This window comes from Salmonella sp. 741265055_HSA (genome assembly GCF_046569525.1).
GTDB classification, from domain to species: Bacteria; Pseudomonadota; Gammaproteobacteria; order Enterobacterales; family Enterobacteriaceae; genus Salmonella; species Salmonella enterica.
The window spans coordinates 1-16346 of the sequence record NZ_JBKFSQ010000037.1; the positions used below are offsets into that span (position 1 = coordinate 1).

Consider the following 16346-nt stretch of genomic DNA (forward strand, 5'->3'; position numbering starts at 1 on the left):
CAACTGGATATCACGTGTCCAGGTATAACCCACCAGTGGCAGATTCAGCCCCTGGTCGAGTCGCTCCAGCTCCCCGATGAGAAAGGCACCGGAGCTATCAACGGTTGCCTGATCAAAAGTAATCATTCGTCTGTTCCTTAAATCTTCCAGGAGATTTCTGCGTTGCCGTTAGCGTCACCGGCCCCCGTAAAAAAAGCATCAGGTAACGCGGCTGTTTTGCCTGTCACCTCTGCTGCCGTGATCCCGCCAAGCGGAACCGGGATGGAAGCATCGGCTGATACCACGATGTACACCACGCCCCCTTTTTTAACGGACGAAGCATCAGCACCCACGTTTACCGTCATGTACCCACGCTTCATGGCGTCGCCCGGGAAATTCTTATCAGAACCCACCTGGCGAACCATGTCTGGCTGCGATGTGGTCGGATACGGACGAACGTAGATACCCTTCACCTTGTCGACGGTGTCACCCTCCGCCAGCGGCACGAAAAAGCCGTCAGCGTCGTATTTGCCAGCCAGACCATACGCTGCGAAGGCGTTATCGGATTTAAGGATCACCGGTTCGACGGTTAAGTCCTGCGGGCGAGAGATAGCCCCGGCAATGCCAACAGGCATCCGGTACAGATATGCAGTCATTGGATTATCCTTTGCGGTTAGACCAGAAGTCGGCGTTTTGTTTGTTCAGGGAAGCGATGCTGGTCATGCCCATGCCTGGACGTTGTGCATCGCCCATGGTGCTGCGGGTGTTTCTCCCTTTGGCAATCTCAGATACGGCGTTAAACGCCATATCAACCGATTGTTTAGGTAATTTGCGGATATCAGCGTCACCGACAACCTGGCGAACCAGTGTTTTGTCTGCGGCCGCCAGTACATCACGTTTAAATGCGGTCGGTTTCACCTTACGGCTCAGATCGATACCCGGGATAATAACTTCAGCGCGATAGGCAGAGTCACCAGTAATCGTGGTTTCCTCTTCGTTGTCCTCGCCGTCGCCAGTCGGGTCTTTCTTATCTTTATCATCAGGGGTGTCAGCATTATCACCCGTTGCCGTTCCTTCCAGCTTAGCCAGCAGGGCCTTGAGCAGGGTTTTGATATCGTCCTCGCCGTCGCCGGTCACATCTCCGCCCATCTCCGGCTTTTTGTCCGGCAATGGCTGTTGCGGTGAAAGGTTAATGTTGAGATTAACGCCGCCCGGCAGATCACCTTCATCACCCGTTACAGCCGCTGGCGCTGAGTCCAGCAGTTCGTTCATGGTGTCCGAGTCACCTGTTTTGATGGCCGTGCGCATGCGGGTCCACCAGCTTTTCTTTTGATTTGCCATTGTGTCTCTGTCTCCAATTGCACAACGATTTCCGGCTCTGCCCTTAGGGACAAGAGCCACATGGTTTCCGGTAATATCGACCTGCCTAGCTTTGCCCGGTTCGGTCTGCTCGTACTCCGCGTCATAACCACACGACACTTCGCGCAGACCATCCTCGATTAGCTGAATGGCGCTTTCGTCTTTGACTATAAGGTCAGCCAGCATCAAATCAGACTGGTCTCCGGTCCCGCGTCGAACGTTCTGAAGATGCCCGACAGCAAGCTCTTTCCAGTTTTCGGGATTCACCAGCCGCACATTCCCGTTTTCATCTTCAGGATGCAGGATCGTGATGCTCATCCCTTCAAATGAGGCGAGCGTGGCCGGATGGAATACCTGCTCAGGAGAGCGCGTTACGACTATCTCACCGAACTTGTCAGGCTTGAGGTTTGGCAGATCAGCAGCGCCGTAAAGCTGCTTACCCGTTCGACCTATCGGCACGTCTTTACACAGCAGGGAGCCGTCAGCCAGCTGATAGCGGGTTTCCCCCAGCCGGGTATTGAAAAAATATTTCATGTTTTACCTGCGATTCAGGCGAGATAAGAATGAGGGTTGGGGAAGACGATCTCTTTATAACAGCGGCAGTTCGGGAGCTCGCCAGCGTGACCGGTCATGCCGTCAAGCGTTGGAGGTCGTCCCCATTCGACAAACTTCCCTTCCATCTCCCGATGAGAATGCCGGACGTCGCCATCTTCGGCTGTACGCCAGATATAACCATTCGAGCCGATTGACAGCGCACGCGCCTGATCAAGCGCGCCGGTTGCACGTCCAAGCTCGGTACGGGCGATAAGGTCAGCTCTGGACTTTGCTATATCACCCGATGCTGCAATTTCTTTAGCAAAATGCTCCGCTCTCCCACCGGTCACAACAGCTTCAATCGCCCGATTCTGGATGTCGTATACCCTGTCAGCAGCCTCGAGGGGTAGCGATTTAATGTACTTAACCTGTTCGGCAACGATGGATTTCATCTCCTGCCCTGGCGGGGCATTGCTCACCAGATTGCGTAGCTCACGACTGATGGTTTTGCTGTGTTTCCGCCACTGCTCATCATTTTTGCGCACAATGTCGGCGGTAAAGTTCTCAGCAACCTTCGTCGCCCACGGCGTTATAATTTCGCTGTAGCGCTCCAGGGCCTCCATGATTTCGGTGACGCTATCGTTTGAACCATCGTAGTGCCCATTTACGATATCCCCGGCCGCCCGCGCTATCTGCCGTAGGCTCGTTCGATATCGGATCTCCGCCTGTCGGCTCTGGCGGTTTGTCGACAAGTTCGCCGATGCCTGGTGGCGCTTCGTCTTCGGCATTCTCGATATCCTCGTCGGTAATGGATGCCCCGATGCCAGTAACATCGGAGTTCTCACGCAGGTCGGTCATAGCGGCTTTGGTTGTCATCAGACCTGCATCCAACGCATTGACAATCGCCGTTGTGGTATTCACAGCCACCGTTGAGCGGTCCACATCTGACATCTGCCATAGCGGGTTAAACTCAAACGTGAAATCGTCCGGCAGCGGCTTACCGAGCTCCGAACGATGCATAATGTCCAGCACCCGGCGCACTGGCAGGCGTAAGCGACGTTCCTGCAATGAACTAACCCGGTCATAATAGTTGGCAAGGTCTGCGTCACCCGTTGAGAAACCTTTAGGGGACTGCCCGAACAGGCGCACCAGTGGAATACCAACAGCACCGCTAATCTGCTCGGCGAACTGCGAAAGAATGTCATCCAGACCACTAAAGCTGTACTGGTGGGTTTCGAAGGTATCCTTGGCATCCATTAGCGTCATGCCTTCATTGCTCTGAAACTGGCGGATCAGATCAATGTTTTTCAGCAACGCCTCGAATGCCGGGCCGCCCAGTGCAATAAGCTCACGGAGTTTTTCCACTTTGTAGGTCCGCAGATGCGCTTTGTAGACCAGCTGCGCCGCACCGACAGTGGCGCTGTCGAACGCAGTAAGCCGATCCCAGATACGCTCTACAACCGACATTCCCCATTCGTTCTCGGTCATCTTCTGCTGGAATGGCAGCGTCACCCCATCGAAGCGAATCAGGCGGCTATGGTGAATACGCCAGGCGGGGATGCCCGTTGCGGTGGTCACCACATCATAAAGCTCGGGCTTGCCGAGATTTGGCCCCATCTCTTTAATGCGGCGCGTCAGTACCGGGTTAATCATCCAGCGGTCGAGCGGGAGAATACCCTTAAACTTGCCTTCACCAATGGTTTCGAGCCGTAGCGGGGTAATGGGCGCCTGACCTTCTATCATGATGAAGCCCACCGCGCCGCCGTAGAGACGAGACCATTTCAGTACGTCGTTCAGTGCATCCCAGATTTGCAACTGGTCCAGCTGCGCTTCGAGGGTGCCACGGTCTTTTGCGTCAATCTCAGAAGTGATGCGAATGCCTTTGCGGGTCATGTCGTCGGGGATAGCATCTACCGCTTCACCGATGAGCCAGGATGAGCGATAGGACCATTCCACCAGCATACGGTTGCGGCTGGTGAAGTTCGCCCGGTAGGTTGATGCGGAGTGCTGGTTAGGCGTCTGCATCCCCACGCGGGCGACAAAGTTCTCGTAGCCGTCGGCCGTGGCCTGCACCGTTCGTCGCGAGGCTTGTTTGTTTCGTGCCATCAGGCCTGTCTCCCTAGCAGCTTCCAGATATTGAGGGCTGAATTCATTGGCGCGTAGCTGATCATCACCGAGTCGGCGAGGTTCGGCGACCTGGTACCGTCAGGCTGTTTATCCACAACGATTTTCCCCACGCCGTTAATGGAGTAGGTTGGCTGCGAAAGCTCGATGATGAGTTTGTCTTTGCTCTCCATCGTGCTGCTGATGGAGATAATTTCGTCCGGGTTGTAGGCCATACCTTCAACAACGGCGCGGTAGGTATTCCGGAAGAGCTTGCGTAAGTACCACCAGCTCTGTGCCTTGGCGTTGGCGAAGAAATCCTTGTTCAGGCGTGCAGCCTGCCCATTGTCGCCCCGTACGGCTTCGTCATCAGGATCGAATACCGCGCCGCTACCACGAAACGGTGTGGCAAGTACTGGCGGCCTGCGGGCGGCTTTGCGTAATTCGTTAATGGCACGCGCATCGCCGCGAACGCCAGCGCCCAGACCGTCTTCGTCGAAGCGAAACTCTTCGAGATTATCCTGTTCACAAAAGCCGAAGACCTTCTCAACAGACTGGTAAATGTCGCTGCCCACGCCGGACCATTCCCGCACATTCTCCAGAAGGAAACCGTGACGGGTTGAAAAAGCGTTTTTGTCCCGACCTTCGTCGGCGACGTCCATCGCCCCCAGTCGTTTGCCAGTTGGCTGGATGCCCAGCCTGATATGTGCATCAACAGCAGCCTGTACCCAGTCTGAGGGGATCAGGACACCTTCCGCTGATGCGCTGTAGTTCAGGTCAAGCTCCTGCGCCACTACCACCGGATTGTCGATTTTCTCGCATTCCCTGCGATACCACTCATCATCCTTACGGGGGTCGCTGCGCCAGTGGAATGTGAATATCGGTATCTTTCCGCCGTGTCGTTTCTGCGCAAAAGGGTTCGCCATGCCGTTGACCGAACTCAGGTCAATACGGCAACGGGTGGTTTGCGATAACGCCGCATCAATCAGTAGCGGGCGTTGCAGAAATGCAGCCTCATCCACCAGATAGAGTGTGGTTCGGTCACCACGTCCAATATTGTCACCAGCCTCGCCCTTGATGACCGCGCCTGTCTCAGGAAATTCAACACGCATGTACGGTGCATGCTTCTTCTCATTCCACGACCCACGAAACTCGACGGGCAACGTCTCTACAAACTTGCGCGCCTTCCAGAACAGCGCCTTAGGGTCACCAGTACTGTCGACATATTCCTCTTTACGGGAACCAAAGCCGATAACCATCTCTTTGTTAAACAGGCAAAGCGAACAGGCCATCCCGATCGCCGTCCAGCTCAGCCCCATTTCACGGGATTTTTCGGTGATACCGTTCTCCCGCTTGCCCCAGCGTTCCATAATCCAGTGAATCCACTCTTCCTGTTTCGGGAATAGCAGAAAAGGGATGGTGACCGGCAGGCCATAATCGATATTACGCGGGTCCGTCGTCATGCCCCAGTCGATGATGAACTGAGCCGGGTTAGTACGATAAAACTGCTTCAACGCGGGCAGCATCTCAGGATGCTGGCGAATGCGCTGTAAGCGTTCCATCCGCCATTCAAACACCATCTGGTAATCTGGATGTTTGAAATCGAAGGAGAATGGTAACGGCATAATTAACCCATCATTTTTTTGTATAGCTCCGCTGCCTGATCAGTTGTCAGATCAGTATTTTTTCCTGGTAGAGGCGTTTTTTCTGGTTCACTGGCAGTACCTATACTCCATGCTTCTCTCTCCAGGCCGATCAACGTTTTCAGGCTGTCGCTCAGGTCTTTCAGAGATTTCACACGGGAAGGAAGACTGATGACTTTTTGATAAGTTTCGTTGAGCCGGTCACGGCCTTTATCGTCAGGAGCGAACATGATGTCACCCAGCTGCTCCAGCGCCCCCACATCAGCACACTGCGCACCAAGTTCATCAAAAAGCGTGTTTGTGAGTTCCCGGGCCCGGCGAATATCGCCCCGGTGCTCCATGCGTACCGAGGCTATTACCTCCGCTGTGGCTTCTATCAGTACGCGTTCTGTAAGTTCAGTTTTGGTGCGTACCGTTTTGCGTACTTCCTGTTTGCGTACCAGATCATCAGCCTTTTGCTGAATCCTGGCGTTAAGATCACGGGACCAGTCATCACGCTTTGCGCGCTTGCGGATAGCACCTTCACTAATACCATGATGTGACGCAATTTCACGGAGGGACATCACTCCGGCCCGGTATGCCGTCTCGATGGCCTCCCAGTCCGGTTTTGCCATATCTGATCACCTGCCTGTTTGTCATTATCGCAGACACTCAGGGAATGCCTGCTGTAATGCTTACTTACGTAACCGTTCCAGCAAATCCTTCTCAAATATCCCGGTACTTTTACACTCCACCGGTTTCACCTTGTCGTTACCGTCGGCAGTATCCAGTCCGGCAGTGCCTGTCACCATTACCGAAACATTACTGCCTTCACCGGCACTCCAGACCTGCGCGACGATACGGTAATGCTCCTGGATATTTTGTGTCTGCGGTAACAGTGAACAATCCAGATACAACGAACTCAGTTCCGGGTCATCCCCGGTACCGGCGATAATTCCTGTGGTCTGGTCGTTAACACTGGCTGTGATGGCCTTTTCCCTGAAGTACAGCGCCACGGCATTCAGCAACTCATCCGGTTTACGATTACCGATGAATGAGGTTGATGTCTGTTCGCTCATCCCTGGCTGCTGCCCGGCCTGGCTGTCCTGCTGTTGCTGCCCTCCCGTTTTAACCGGACCATACACAGTAATACAGCCGCCAAGACAAAGTGCGGCAGTGGTGGCTAATATACGGCGCATAGTCATTACCGATAATAAAGCGTTGTACACCCGGCGAGGGACACACATACCAGGGCCAGTACGAATAATTTTGCCTTCATTAATTTTCCTTGTTATCAGGTTTCAGTTCTGCCCGGTCACTTTGTCCCAGGTACGTTCGCATGTGCTTCCGGCGACATAACGCTCATCAGCCTCTTTTGCGAACTTTCCCGCCAGATCGTCAGCTTCGCCAAGCAACTTGGCGAGCAGTATTCCGGTCTCGGCTTTTGCCTGGCTTGCTGCGGCAAGAGCGGAAAGCCTGCCGGTTTCACTTCCTGCGAGCTGCCGTTGTACTGCTGCGAGCTGCTGTTGCAGCCCACCGCGAGCACGCTCAGCAGCATCAGCATCGGCCTGTATTTTTGCCAGTTCTTCATCGGCTCTTTTCCGTTCTTCATCTGCGGCGTGCTGGCGACGCTGTTCTTTCGCTCGTTCGGTTACTTCACGCTGCAATGCAGCGGTCGCATCAGTAAGGTCTCGTTGCGCCCACTGGAATTTCCAGGATGTATCTGCCTCCTGATATCCGCGTGAATAACACCAGTACGCTGCCGCACATAACAAAAAAGCCACCAGCAGTATTTCTGCTAATGGCTTCCAGAATTTTTTAAGCAATACAGGTAACAGATTCATACCAGCACCGATTTTGCTTTTTCAAAGCGCTCTCGCCGATCTCCGATGCCGTTCTGCCCTCCGTTGATTATCTGTGTAATGCGTACCATGTCGCCGGAATATTTCAGACACCCTTTAGTCGCGAAGAACCACGCTGCACTACGGGCAGCATACGTATCCTGTGCCAGTAGATCCGGATGGGCAACGAGCTCAGTTTTGATCCCGTTACCGCAATCACGGTAGTTGTTCAGACCTGTGATCTGAATAAGTCCACGCCCGCGGTAGTTCCAGCCGTCGCCAGGCCCGTTGTTACCCATTCGCTTGCTGTATACCAGATTAGCTATTGCACGCTGTCGCTCGAGCGGAAGCGCCTTCTCACAGGCTTTTCGCCCAAGAGTACTGGCCTGATCTGGAGTGATTCTCCCGGCGCGGATGAATCCGGTCAACCCGGCGATACTGTAGTTGAAGCTCTCCACCAGCCTTGTAAAACCAGCGCTTTCATGTCCCGCCTGAGCAATGAACATGGCCTGATCCAGTGGAGCAGTAATACCGAATTCGCTCATTGCCGCCGTAATATGTGGATACCAGCGCGCGGCCAGTTCGGCGCTGATACCAGCCGCCTGCTGAAATTGAGACTCGTTCATGATTAAACCTTGTTATTATCCCCACCGATACGACCACTGATAAACTTCATTGCAAAGCTGCGGATCGCATCCACGCCGATAAGGCCGACGCCGCCACCAATCGCAACAGACAGGGACTTGGGCCAGCCGAAATATTCCAGCGCAGATGAGAAGGTCAACGTCAGGGCACCACATAGCAGAATTTCGAGTGTTTTTTTCTTCCAGCCACCACTACCGCCAAAGTACGCAATACGCAGGCCAGCCATAAATAACGACATCAGAACAGCGCCCAGCGGCGTATCTCCTCGCCACCAGCTCTGGAACAGTTCCAGCCAGCCCTGCCAGGAATGGGGATCGTTGTGCATTTTCATAAGCCTCACCTCCGATAGCTCGGATGGCGCAGTGTGTGATGAAAGGGGCAGGCTTCACGGGCTGGATTTATCAACCAAGCACGTAGCGGATGATGCCCGGTGCCTGAAAAAGAAAAAGGCCGCCGAAGCGACCTAATGAAATTGGTAATGTGGATACTGCCAAGTTAAATCCGTTAAAGCCTATTAAGAGATTCAGCCTGTACTTCTTGAAGTACCGCTGCCGGCGAATCAGCCTGCACGATTCCCGAGAAGACACAATCTGGATCATTAATCATGTGCCTGGACTTCGCTCTCTTTGCCTCATTCCGGTCCGAAAACTCCTCGGAAACATTTAAATGCTTACCCGACGACATCCCTTTCGGCTTGTATTGAAAAACGTAATAGAACCCCATATCGCCCCCCCTGTGATTTGACACCAAGGGAATATACCACCAAAAAAAACAAAAACCCCGCCGAGGCGAGGTTCTTAATTCTTGTAACGTCACAGGCATAATAACCCATCGTTGGAATCAGATTAGCCATTTTCCGTTAATTTTGCAATAGCTAAATTATTTTGGTCATCGAGTCACGTTTCCCAGAACCTTTTCTGCATACGATTCCTCAATATGGCAATGCTCCACCAGCCGATCGAAAAACAGTTTATAGTTGTACCGCCATACCATTTCCGTTACTCCTAGTGCTTTAAAAATCTCGGTATCTTTGAGACGTGGGTAGCCTCTTCCCTTGCATCTTGGGCATTTTTTATAAACCGGCACGCCCTGCAACTCAGATTTTTTCTTATCGAGAATTTCTCCGCGTCCCCGGCAACGACATTCATTTTTCACATGGCCTTTGCCATCACACGCCTTACACACTACGCGCACCTGCTCACGAACTGATTTCCACACCTCCCAGTCGGACGGAGAAATACCTTTCGTATCTTTTACCCATTTTGGTGGCTTACCATCCGGGTAAGTAACCTTGTTCGTGAAAACCTCAGCATCAATTAATTTAGCACCATGACAGCTACTGCACGTCACCAGGCTGGCCGCACTGAGGGAATAATCGCGAAATACATAACGCGCCATAGTGTCGAGAAATTTTGAGCGCTTACCCTTTTCCATTTTCCGTAATGCCCCATGCCGTTCTGCACGCTGCTCTGCTAATTGCCTGATGTAGGCGATGATATTTTCAGAAGATAAAACCCCGGCTTTTGCCAGATACAATTCAATACCCACTGCGGCTTTTGCAGTAAGTAGCCCGAGAGATGCCATTACGTCAGTAATAGTCAGCGTATCAGACGTTATTCCGCATGGTACTGCGCCGGGCATCATGGATTTAGGTGAAAAATATTTCGGTAAGGACTCAAGATTCATTTCGATGCTCCCGTTTTGCTTCAATGCGGACGTAATTACGAAGAATGCGATATGCCACAGGAAAAGATCCCCGGTATCGATAAATTCGGAGACGCAACCAGCGCATGCGGAGTATCTCGATCAGTTCTGGTTTCATGCGGCCTCCAGCTTTTTTAGCGCACGCAGATCCGCCAGTGCCGCGAGCCTGATTTCCTTCAGCTCCTCGACCGTCCAGCGGTGCGGGGTGTTATTGTTCTCGAGTGCCAGCACCGCCGCCTCCCCGTAACGCTCAACCAGCGCGGCACGATATGCTTCGATGTTCCCTGATTTGTAGACGTTGCAGACATCACACTGAAGATGGATGTTGAAGCGAGTGAAGCGCAGATGCCCGGCGGCAGCCGTACTCCTGTAATGGCCTGCATGCCATGCGAATGCCGTCTTCGTTCCACAGGAGATGCAACCGAGTCCTTCTGCCAGTTCGGTTTCGCGGCAAATGTCATTTACGGCGCGCTGCGTCAAGTCAATCCAGTGTTTCAGCGGCTTAACCGCGGCTTTCCGCTGGCGCCAGGCGGCGCGTTCTTTTTTCTCAGCGGCGCGCTGAAGGGATTGCGCCTTACGTTGCGCGGCTTCGCGAGCTTTTCTGGTCTGTTCTTTGCCGACGGCGCTGGCGCACTGGTACGAGCAAACGATCTGCCCCTCGCGTATCGGGTGAAACCACTGGCGGCATTCTTTGTTTGCGCACTTACGGCGCGGTAATTTAGCCATGTTCACCCCCAGTCCTTTTGGCGTAAGGATTTTGGCGTCCGCACCCGGTGTGCATATTCAGGTAATTTCGCGCTGACAGTCCAGGTAATGAAGTCAGGGTTCAGGCTCTTTTCTGTCCTTACGCCCCGCTTCTGATAATCCGATATCAGCGTGTCGGCCTGCTCGGTTGAGCAGTCGTGATGATGGAACCAGGAGTATTTCATCGCCATCACCCCGCAAAGCTCATTAGCTGGGCGGCGGCGTTCTCCGCCTCGCGCTGAGTACGAAATGTACGTGATAAAATCCACCGCCAGAGCACATCAAGCGCGGATTTATACAACTGCTGAAATTCGACCTCATCCATGCTGGAAAAAGCGATGCTGCGGGGATGTTTGCGAAGGGTGCCGTCCGGTAACTGGATGGCGTCATAGTGGCCAGCCTCAACCGTCACCCATGCGCGGTATGCATCGAAAGATTTACAGAGGCTAATTCCGTTTGTTACCCGGCGGTTTGCAATCTGTTCCAGATACTGTTCAGCCGCATCCAGTAATGCGCTCTCATTCCCGCCATATGCAGCGAGAAACTTTGCATAACCGTTTACCAGTTTGCGTTCATTGGCAGAAATGGTGCCGCCGGTGGGTTCCCAGTATTCAAACCCAAGATTAAGCAACGCGAAAAAGCGGCGATGGAATGCAGGATTCCTAACCTGACGGAACTCAGCCACCAGCACGGCACCGAGTTTAATTTTTGACTGCAGAATTTCGCTGGTCTCCGGCGTAGCGGGGATCAGAATTCCAGATGACTGCTTGATGAGTTGTAATTCGTGCGCCATGGTATTCTCCGTGGCGCATAATTGTCAGGTTACTGGTTGTTCAGGCCAGTGCGATAATTATGATTGCGTGCTTATTGTTAAGTCAATTATTAGAGCCCATCTCTCTGACAACTTCCATAATGGTATCCTTAGACCAGTACAAATCATCTCTTGATAGCTTTCGGTTTGTTACAGAACCGTTTTGGGTTGATAGGATATAGCGATCACCTGATGCAAGTCTAAAAGACAAAAGTTCTATTCCCTTAGCATCAGTTATAGTCACCCGCAAATTATCAGCAAGATCTGATAGGACTCCCTCTGCCACGTAACCCCCCTGAGCGACACACGGACGCGGTTAAAAATTGTCGGCAGCAGCATCAAAGGGATACGCAAATTGCGATATTCTGAAAAATGCGCGCCAGCATTAAGCGCAATGTTAATAAAACCAGTCGTCAGCGCTTTCCCACGTTTCCTGCAGAATGCTCTGTATACGTTTTTTATCGCCATCAGCAGCACCGACGATACTCAGACCATCCTGACTACCTCGACGGATGGTTAAGTTGCAGTTTTCATACTGATTCTGGAGACGGGTAATTAATTCTTTTTCAAGTGCAGGAACGGCACCTTCCGGAAGCTGTTTTGTCCGGCTAATAACAAGCTCAATTCTCATAATTCCCTCTACATTTAACCACTGTATATAAACACAGTATACCTGTTAGAAAGAATATTCAAGAGGTGAATAGCACTTTTTGCAAAAGCTAGAATGTTGTTTCATATCAGATTTTAGGCGGAAAAACCCGCCGCAGCGCGCTGCGACGGCTTCTTTAAGAGGGTTGATAGATAGATTAATATGTAACGGTGCCGGATTCCCAAAATCGCGACATCCAGCCCCCTTCTTTAACTGGTGCTTCAATTACACCATTTGTTACTTTCAGATATAGTGTTTGATATAATTAAGGCTCGCATTTCCATATTGTATTTTGAACCCCGCTTCCTTTTGGTAGGTTGGGATTCATGTTAGCGCTATGGATGTACACGGCTTTTGACTTTCCATATTGCTGACAAGCTTTAACGGCGGTGTCGTGAAGACTATCAAGGCCGTACCACCCATCAGACTGGATGCTTACTTTGTCGCCATCGTTGTACTGAACGGCAGCGCATCCGGATAATAAACATGCAGTAATAATTACAAAGGTTTTCAAACTGAAGTACATAAACTACTCCTTATATTATTGGAGGGATTATACATCACTTCACCTCCTGCTGTGGTGCTGCGGGCAGTGGCATCCAGTGCGTAACAAAGATGTGCTCAATACAGTTCATCTGATTGCCGCCTCGCATGTCAAAAAATAGTCCAGAATGCTCATCAAAATATGAAACATAACGATATCCCAACTTGTTATGAACAATTACTTCTTGCTCGTCTTCTGGCATCCGCTCACTACAGCTTATCCAACCATCCGGAATTACCGGCGCTGACTGCTCTTTAATATGCAGTCGTGGCTCACCGTCTTTCGGTTCAGGCCATTCGCGCTTCTTGTTCACCGCCAGCTTTTCCACCATCGCCAGGGCAATCTGCTCGTCAGTAATACCAGCGCGGCGTTGTGCATCCCATAACAGGAATTGCATATCAGCCCATTCGCTGAGGTCGCCAGGTTCTGCGGCAGTTTCCAATGCCTCTTTCGAGAGGTGCTTCAGTGGACCGATGGGGCCAACATCGCCGAATGTGGCATCAGACCATTCAGCATGTTCACGGCGAATACGTTCGCGTTCTGGTACTGGTTGCGAGACTGTGTATAACGGGATAACGCGATACATATCAGCATCCTTACTGACAGGTTCAACTGTGAACATTTCGCAAAAACCGAATGTACGTAAATCCCGCAGTTCTTCAGCGTCAGTCCACGCCACAGGTTCAGCGGTAAGCGCTGCCAGCGCACGCTTCAGCACAATAAGAATTTTGGCGTCGTCATCGTTCAGGCCAAATGGAATATCGTCGCGAGTGTTTTCAAATTCAGCGATGGTCTGCTGTAGCCATTCTTTGGTAATAGTGGTCATCTCAATACATCCTCCACACTGATTAACCCCTTACGGCTCAAATAGTCCATTGCGGCACCGTATAACTTGCTGTTCGGCTTGGCGTTTCTGAGTGAGTGGGCCAGACGCTTAATCCACATCGTGAATTCTTCCACTTGCTTTTCTGCTTCTTCCAGTTGCTCCCGCGCATCCCGCATATCATCACGCAGCGCCAGCGCTACGGCCTCTGTTGCGTCTTTTTCCCGCTGGAGTTGAATATTCTCGTCAAGCAGCGCCAGCATGGTGGCGGGGTTGGCTGCGGCGATAAATTCCGCGTCACGTTTCTCAACAGTATGGGCCAACGTCACTTCTTCACCGCAAAGAGAAAATGGCGTTACCGTGATGCCATTGAACAGTGATGAGGTGCGGCGCCAAGTCCCCGGCGTAGCCTTTTCCGCCACTTCACGCAGCGCACGTTTGTCGATTGTCATGCTGCACCTCCAAAAATCCATTGGTTACCTGCGTGCGCCTGGAATTTGCAGGACGTATCAGGCATAACCAACTCATGAACCACTTCGCCTGTTTCAACAAAGTAGTAGTTGCTGTCTGTAACGTTGTTGATGAAGAATGCCTCACGCTCGCGCCATGACATCTCACCGAGAATACGCTGCACCTTTTTGGTGATTGGTCGGTAATCAGGTTCTATGCCAGCCAGTTTTGCCGCCGCGTAGTTGTGGTGGCCATCCATCAGGATGGTGTATTGCTGCCCACGCAGAACTATCGGGTAAACAGATACGATAAAACGCTTAAATCTTGCCGCTCTGTCGTTTACCTTTGCCTTGTCGAGGTAGCGCTGACTGCTGATAAGCGGAGCTTTGATGTTGCTCATTGGGCTACCCCCTTGTTGATGCTCATTTTGGGTGCTCCATAAACCTGCATTACCTGGCTTTTCTCCAGTGCCGGTAGCGCTGAAAATCCGGTTGTCTTGTTGCAGCTATAACGCTTCAGGTCATAATCAATTACTGCCCGCTGGTCACGAAAAACGCCGCACCGCCCGTGGCGGATGAAACCTCCGCGCACTAACGCGATCTGCAGATATTTCTCCGCCGTGGTTCGGTGCACGCCGAACATCGCAACGACGTCGTTCGTCGTGATGCGCCCCTGCTCTTTCACCAGACCGATAATCCGCTCAAGAATAATCATCCGTTCTCTGTGTGTTTTAGGTCGGGCCATTTTTAACCCCTTATTTCACGATCCGGAGGTGGCTAACGTTTTTCCGGTAGCTTCCCCAGTCAAAATTCACCCACATCCCTCCGTCCATCTGGAGGCGATCGATAACCCTCGCGCCCAGTGAATCCAACAGCCCCTCGTGGTTAAGATTCGTCAGAACGCCAACAGGTCGCATCGATGAGAGACGGCGATCGATAACCTGATTGAGAATGACCTTCTCACCACTGCTCCCGCGCTGAATACCGACTTCATCCAGTACCAGCAGGTCAACTTTGCAAAGGTCATCAAGCAGGGACGCTTCTGATTGCCCACCGTCGTAGCACTCACGAACCCTGAGCATCAGGTCAGGAATGGTTACCACCAGAACGCTATGACCGCCGGCCAGCAGATGATTTCCGATTGCCGCCGCAAGATGGTTTTTCCCGGTTCCCGGACCACCACTGAACACAAAGCTCGCAAATCCACTACCGAAGTTCTGGGCATAACTTTTTGCCATCGTGTACGCTTTTCGCTGCCCCTCCCCGCTTACTTCGTAGTTAGCAAACGTACAGCTACGATGGAGATCCTGAATGCCAGATCGCCCGAAAATCTTCTCGGTGCGGGATTTCTGATTCATCCTGTCAAGCTCTTCACTGCGTTTACGCCCTTCGGCTTCCTGCCATGCCCGCCACTCATCAGCAGTCGAGAATTTCGGCTGCACACTGGCTGGGATAATTCTTTTCAGGCGATCAAGCGCACTGCCAGTACCGATTACGTTTTTCATCGTTACCCCCTGAATCCGGTAGGAATGGTTTTGTCTGGCGCAGAAATGTGGTTCACATCTCTGCCAGCTCTTCGGTCGTTGAGAGCGAACTTCGGTTTGAATAGTCCCTGGTAGCCGTTGGCAATGCTTGTGTTGATGACGTTTACCGGATCGTGGCCTTCATCCAGGCACTCCTTCAGAAGCCTGAAAGCTTTTGTTACCGTCAGTTCGGTTTTTATGGGCTTTCCGGATTGCTGGCGGTATGTGACCCATTCGTTCCACGACGCAGCATTCAGCCATTCGGGAACAGGAATACTCAACGGATCAAACTTCACTTTTCCCTTAGGGGGATTAAAGGGGGTTAGATCTTTTATATTTGTCTTTGGAATAATGTCTTTGGTGTTCCCTGTTTTCGGGGATGCCCTTCCCCCTTTTCGGGGATAACTATCCCCGTTTTCAGGGATGGCTGAATGGGGTAAAACGCTATCCCTGTTTTCAGGGATAACTATCCCCGTTTTCGGGGATGCCCTTCCCCCTTTTCGGGGATAACTATCCCTGGTTTCGGGTACAGAAATAATCCATGTGGCAATTTCATCATCAGGAAAAGACACCGGACATTTTGAGCAATGTGGCTTGGAATAAGCCCATTTATCCAGGTTTGTATTAATCCCTATGTATCTTGTTTGACCAATACGGCGCAGGATAATGATGTTACGATAGGCAAGACTCAGCACCGCTTCGGATACATGCTTTACCTTCAGTGTTGTCTTATCTGCAATGAGGCTGTTGGCAATACGATCTGATTTTTTCGACCAGCCATAAGTCAGCCGGATAATCGCATTCAAAACACGGAACTCACGCCCCGATAGTTCAACGATACACAAGGCGTCCTGGATCTGATTAGCTAAACGTAAATAGCCATTTTCCAGATCAGCCATACGGCACTCCTGTTGCGTCGGTACCGGCGCAGGGAATTTGTATATTTCAGCGGTATTTGACATACTCATCTCCGCAATTACCTACCGTTTTTGCACCAGAAAGCCGTTGGTGACCCC

25 protein-coding genes and 1 pseudogene are annotated in these 16346 nt (G+C 51.8%); all 26 read right to left on the reverse strand.

The window, feature by feature from the left end:
• Window positions 1-126 (reverse strand): annotated as a pseudogene (locus tag ACLD4K_RS17815) (hypothetical protein); the annotation flags it as partial.
• 11 nt (window positions 127-137) lie between these two features.
• Window positions 138-635, reverse strand: a complete 498-nt coding sequence (locus ACLD4K_RS17820) for a hypothetical protein (RefSeq protein ID WP_000128057.1) — start codon at window positions 633-635, stop codon at window positions 138-140.
• Window positions 636-639: 4 nt separating this feature from the next.
• A complete protein-coding gene (locus tag ACLD4K_RS17825) occupies window positions 640-1872 on the reverse strand; it encodes a DUF2213 domain-containing protein (protein WP_411012254.1) in 1233 nt (410 codons plus the stop codon).
• Window positions 1873-1886: 14 nt separating this feature from the next.
• Window positions 1887-2495, reverse strand: a complete 609-nt coding sequence (locus ACLD4K_RS17830) for a phage minor head protein (RefSeq protein ID WP_411012255.1) — start codon at window positions 2493-2495, stop codon at window positions 1887-1889.
• Between the two features lie 13 nt (window positions 2496-2508).
• Window positions 2509-3978: a DUF1073 domain-containing protein gene (locus ACLD4K_RS17835; protein ID WP_079789953.1), complete on the reverse strand. Its 1470-nt coding sequence runs from the start codon at window positions 3976-3978 to the stop codon at window positions 2509-2511.
• Window positions 3978-5600, reverse strand: coding sequence for a TerL protein (locus ACLD4K_RS17840; protein WP_411012256.1), 1623 nt, complete (start codon window positions 5598-5600; stop codon window positions 3978-3980). Before ACLD4K_RS17840 ends, ACLD4K_RS17835 begins: the two co-directional genes overlap by 1 nt.
• Before the next feature lie 2 nt (window positions 5601-5602).
• The gene (locus ACLD4K_RS17845; protein WP_001118128.1) at window positions 5603-6232 is read right to left on the reverse strand and encodes a hypothetical protein; all 630 of its coding nucleotides are present in this window, start codon (window positions 6230-6232) and stop codon (window positions 5603-5605) included.
• Window positions 6233-6292: 60 nt separating this feature from the next.
• A complete protein-coding gene (locus tag ACLD4K_RS17850; protein WP_080160151.1) occupies window positions 6293-6796 on the reverse strand; it encodes a hypothetical protein in 504 nt (167 codons plus the stop codon).
• A gap of 102 nt (window positions 6797-6898) precedes the next feature.
• The gene (locus ACLD4K_RS17855; RefSeq protein WP_411012257.1) at window positions 6899-7441 is read right to left on the reverse strand and encodes a DUF2514 family protein; all 543 of its coding nucleotides are present in this window, start codon (window positions 7439-7441) and stop codon (window positions 6899-6901) included.
• The gene (locus ACLD4K_RS17860) at window positions 7438-8064 is read right to left on the reverse strand and encodes a glycoside hydrolase family 19 protein (protein WP_411012258.1); all 627 of its coding nucleotides are present in this window, start codon (window positions 8062-8064) and stop codon (window positions 7438-7440) included. The genes ACLD4K_RS17855 and ACLD4K_RS17860 overlap by 4 nt, the downstream gene beginning before the upstream one ends.
• Before the next feature lie 2 nt (window positions 8065-8066).
• The gene (locus ACLD4K_RS17865; protein ID WP_411012264.1) at window positions 8067-8408 is read right to left on the reverse strand and encodes a phage holin, lambda family; all 342 of its coding nucleotides are present in this window, start codon (window positions 8406-8408) and stop codon (window positions 8067-8069) included.
• A 179-nt stretch (window positions 8409-8587) separates the two neighbouring features.
• The gene (locus ACLD4K_RS17870; RefSeq protein WP_010989004.1) at window positions 8588-8905 is read right to left on the reverse strand and encodes a hypothetical protein; all 318 of its coding nucleotides are present in this window, start codon (window positions 8903-8905) and stop codon (window positions 8588-8590) included.
• Window positions 8906-8971: 66 nt separating this feature from the next.
• Window positions 8972-9769 (reverse strand): antitermination protein, encoded by a 798-nt coding sequence (locus ACLD4K_RS17875; RefSeq protein ID WP_001047631.1) that lies wholly within the window; start codon window positions 9767-9769, stop codon window positions 8972-8974.
• Window positions 9759-9905 carry a YlcG family protein gene (locus ACLD4K_RS17880; RefSeq protein WP_001617856.1) on the reverse strand — a complete coding sequence of 49 codons (147 nt, stop codon included), beginning with the start codon at window positions 9903-9905 and terminating at the stop codon, window positions 9759-9761. The genes ACLD4K_RS17875 and ACLD4K_RS17880 overlap by 11 nt, the downstream gene beginning before the upstream one ends.
• Window positions 9902-10513 carry a recombination protein NinG gene (locus ACLD4K_RS17885; RefSeq protein ID WP_001096547.1) on the reverse strand — a complete coding sequence of 204 codons (612 nt, stop codon included), beginning with the start codon at window positions 10511-10513 and terminating at the stop codon, window positions 9902-9904. The genes ACLD4K_RS17880 and ACLD4K_RS17885 overlap by 4 nt, the downstream gene beginning before the upstream one ends.
• A gap of 2 nt (window positions 10514-10515) precedes the next feature.
• Complete coding sequence (locus ACLD4K_RS17890; RefSeq protein ID WP_411012265.1) at window positions 10516-10722, reverse strand: hypothetical protein; 207 nt, start codon at window positions 10720-10722, stop codon at window positions 10516-10518.
• Window positions 10722-11324 (reverse strand): DUF1367 family protein, encoded by a 603-nt coding sequence (locus ACLD4K_RS17895; protein ID WP_000929805.1) that lies wholly within the window; start codon window positions 11322-11324, stop codon window positions 10722-10724. The genes ACLD4K_RS17890 and ACLD4K_RS17895 overlap by 1 nt, the downstream gene beginning before the upstream one ends.
• Window positions 11325-11406: 82 nt before the next feature.
• Complete coding sequence (locus tag ACLD4K_RS17900; RefSeq protein WP_000807548.1) at window positions 11407-11628, reverse strand: hypothetical protein; 222 nt, start codon at window positions 11626-11628, stop codon at window positions 11407-11409.
• A 111-nt stretch (window positions 11629-11739) separates the two neighbouring features.
• Window positions 11740-11973, reverse strand: a complete 234-nt coding sequence (locus ACLD4K_RS17905; RefSeq protein ID WP_001217669.1) for a DinI family protein — start codon at window positions 11971-11973, stop codon at window positions 11740-11742.
• A 283-nt stretch (window positions 11974-12256) separates the two neighbouring features.
• On the reverse strand, window positions 12257-12517 hold the full coding sequence (locus tag ACLD4K_RS17910) for a hypothetical protein (RefSeq protein WP_000273939.1): 261 nt from the start codon (window positions 12515-12517) through the stop codon (window positions 12257-12259).
• A 34-nt stretch (window positions 12518-12551) separates the two neighbouring features.
• Window positions 12552-13361 (reverse strand): dATP/dGTP pyrophosphohydrolase domain-containing protein, encoded by an 810-nt coding sequence (locus tag ACLD4K_RS17915; RefSeq protein WP_411012259.1) that lies wholly within the window; start codon window positions 13359-13361, stop codon window positions 12552-12554.
• A complete protein-coding gene (locus ACLD4K_RS17920) occupies window positions 13358-13810 on the reverse strand; it encodes an ead/Ea22-like family protein (RefSeq protein WP_000151011.1) in 453 nt (150 codons plus the stop codon). Before ACLD4K_RS17920 ends, ACLD4K_RS17915 begins: the two co-directional genes overlap by 4 nt.
• A complete protein-coding gene (locus tag ACLD4K_RS17925) occupies window positions 13807-14208 on the reverse strand; it encodes a chromosome partitioning protein ParB (RefSeq protein ID WP_411012260.1) in 402 nt (133 codons plus the stop codon). Before ACLD4K_RS17925 ends, ACLD4K_RS17920 begins: the two co-directional genes overlap by 4 nt.
• Window positions 14205-14552 (reverse strand): DUF977 family protein, encoded by a 348-nt coding sequence (locus ACLD4K_RS17930; protein WP_411012261.1) that lies wholly within the window; start codon window positions 14550-14552, stop codon window positions 14205-14207. Before ACLD4K_RS17930 ends, ACLD4K_RS17925 begins: the two co-directional genes overlap by 4 nt.
• A 10-nt stretch (window positions 14553-14562) precedes the next feature.
• Window positions 14563-15312 carry an ATP-binding protein gene (locus tag ACLD4K_RS17935; protein ID WP_000800012.1) on the reverse strand — a complete coding sequence of 250 codons (750 nt, stop codon included), beginning with the start codon at window positions 15310-15312 and terminating at the stop codon, window positions 14563-14565.
• Window positions 15313-15314: 2 nt separating this feature from the next.
• Complete coding sequence (locus ACLD4K_RS17940) at window positions 15315-16298, reverse strand: replication protein (protein ID WP_001670138.1); 984 nt, start codon at window positions 16296-16298, stop codon at window positions 15315-15317.
• Between the last annotated feature and the right edge of the window lie 48 nt (window positions 16299-16346).

What these genes read in the sequence shown, in the direction of transcription:
- ACLD4K_RS17820 (WP_000128057.1), bottom strand. Translation starts at nt 635, where the DNA reads ATGACTGCATATCTGTACCGGATGCCTGTTGGCATTGCCGGGGCTATC.
- ACLD4K_RS17825 (WP_411012254.1), bottom strand. Translation starts at nt 1,872, where the DNA reads ATGAAATATTTTTTCAATACCCGGCTGGGGGAAACCCGCTATCAGCTG.
- ACLD4K_RS17830 (WP_411012255.1), bottom strand. Translation starts at nt 2,495, where the DNA reads ATGGAGGCCCTGGAGCGCTACAGCGAAATTATAACGCCGTGGGCGACG.
- ACLD4K_RS17835 (WP_079789953.1), bottom strand. Translation starts at nt 3,978, where the DNA reads ATGGCACGAAACAAACAAGCCTCGCGACGAACGGTGCAGGCCACGGCC.
- ACLD4K_RS17840 (WP_411012256.1), bottom strand. Translation starts at nt 5,600, where the DNA reads ATGCCGTTACCATTCTCCTTCGATTTCAAACATCCAGATTACCAGATG.
- ACLD4K_RS17845 (WP_001118128.1), bottom strand. Translation starts at nt 6,232, where the DNA reads ATGGCAAAACCGGACTGGGAGGCCATCGAGACGGCATACCGGGCCGGA.
- ACLD4K_RS17850 (WP_080160151.1), bottom strand. Translation starts at nt 6,796, where the DNA reads ATGCGCCGTATATTAGCCACCACTGCCGCACTTTGTCTTGGCGGCTGT.
- ACLD4K_RS17855 (WP_411012257.1), bottom strand. Translation starts at nt 7,441, where the DNA reads ATGAATCTGTTACCTGTATTGCTTAAAAAATTCTGGAAGCCATTAGCA.
- ACLD4K_RS17860 (WP_411012258.1), bottom strand. Translation starts at nt 8,064, where the DNA reads ATGAACGAGTCTCAATTTCAGCAGGCGGCTGGTATCAGCGCCGAACTG.
- ACLD4K_RS17865 (WP_411012264.1), bottom strand. Translation starts at nt 8,408, where the DNA reads ATGCACAACGATCCCCATTCCTGGCAGGGCTGGCTGGAACTGTTCCAG.
- ACLD4K_RS17870 (WP_010989004.1), bottom strand. Translation starts at nt 8,905, where the DNA reads ATGCCTGTGACGTTACAAGAATTAAGAACCTCGCCTCGGCGGGGTTTT.
- ACLD4K_RS17875 (WP_001047631.1), bottom strand. Translation starts at nt 9,769, where the DNA reads ATGAATCTTGAGTCCTTACCGAAATATTTTTCACCTAAATCCATGATG.
- ACLD4K_RS17880 (WP_001617856.1), bottom strand. Translation starts at nt 9,905, where the DNA reads ATGAAACCAGAACTGATCGAGATACTCCGCATGCGCTGGTTGCGTCTC.
- ACLD4K_RS17885 (WP_001096547.1), bottom strand. Translation starts at nt 10,513, where the DNA reads ATGGCTAAATTACCGCGCCGTAAGTGCGCAAACAAAGAATGCCGCCAG.
- ACLD4K_RS17890 (WP_411012265.1), bottom strand. Translation starts at nt 10,722, where the DNA reads ATGGCGATGAAATACTCCTGGTTCCATCATCACGACTGCTCAACCGAG.
- ACLD4K_RS17895 (WP_000929805.1), bottom strand. Translation starts at nt 11,324, where the DNA reads ATGGCGCACGAATTACAACTCATCAAGCAGTCATCTGGAATTCTGATC.
- ACLD4K_RS17905 (WP_001217669.1), bottom strand. Translation starts at nt 11,973, where the DNA reads ATGAGAATTGAGCTTGTTATTAGCCGGACAAAACAGCTTCCGGAAGGT.
- ACLD4K_RS17910 (WP_000273939.1), bottom strand. Translation starts at nt 12,517, where the DNA reads ATGTACTTCAGTTTGAAAACCTTTGTAATTATTACTGCATGTTTATTA.
- ACLD4K_RS17915 (WP_411012259.1), bottom strand. Translation starts at nt 13,361, where the DNA reads ATGACCACTATTACCAAAGAATGGCTACAGCAGACCATCGCTGAATTT.
- ACLD4K_RS17920 (WP_000151011.1), bottom strand. Translation starts at nt 13,810, where the DNA reads ATGACAATCGACAAACGTGCGCTGCGTGAAGTGGCGGAAAAGGCTACG.
- ACLD4K_RS17925 (WP_411012260.1), bottom strand. Translation starts at nt 14,208, where the DNA reads ATGAGCAACATCAAAGCTCCGCTTATCAGCAGTCAGCGCTACCTCGAC.
- ACLD4K_RS17930 (WP_411012261.1), bottom strand. Translation starts at nt 14,552, where the DNA reads ATGGCCCGACCTAAAACACACAGAGAACGGATGATTATTCTTGAGCGG.
- ACLD4K_RS17935 (WP_000800012.1), bottom strand. Translation starts at nt 15,312, where the DNA reads ATGAAAAACGTAATCGGTACTGGCAGTGCGCTTGATCGCCTGAAAAGA.
- ACLD4K_RS17940 (WP_001670138.1), bottom strand. Translation starts at nt 16,298, where the DNA reads ATGAGTATGTCAAATACCGCTGAAATATACAAATTCCCTGCGCCGGTA.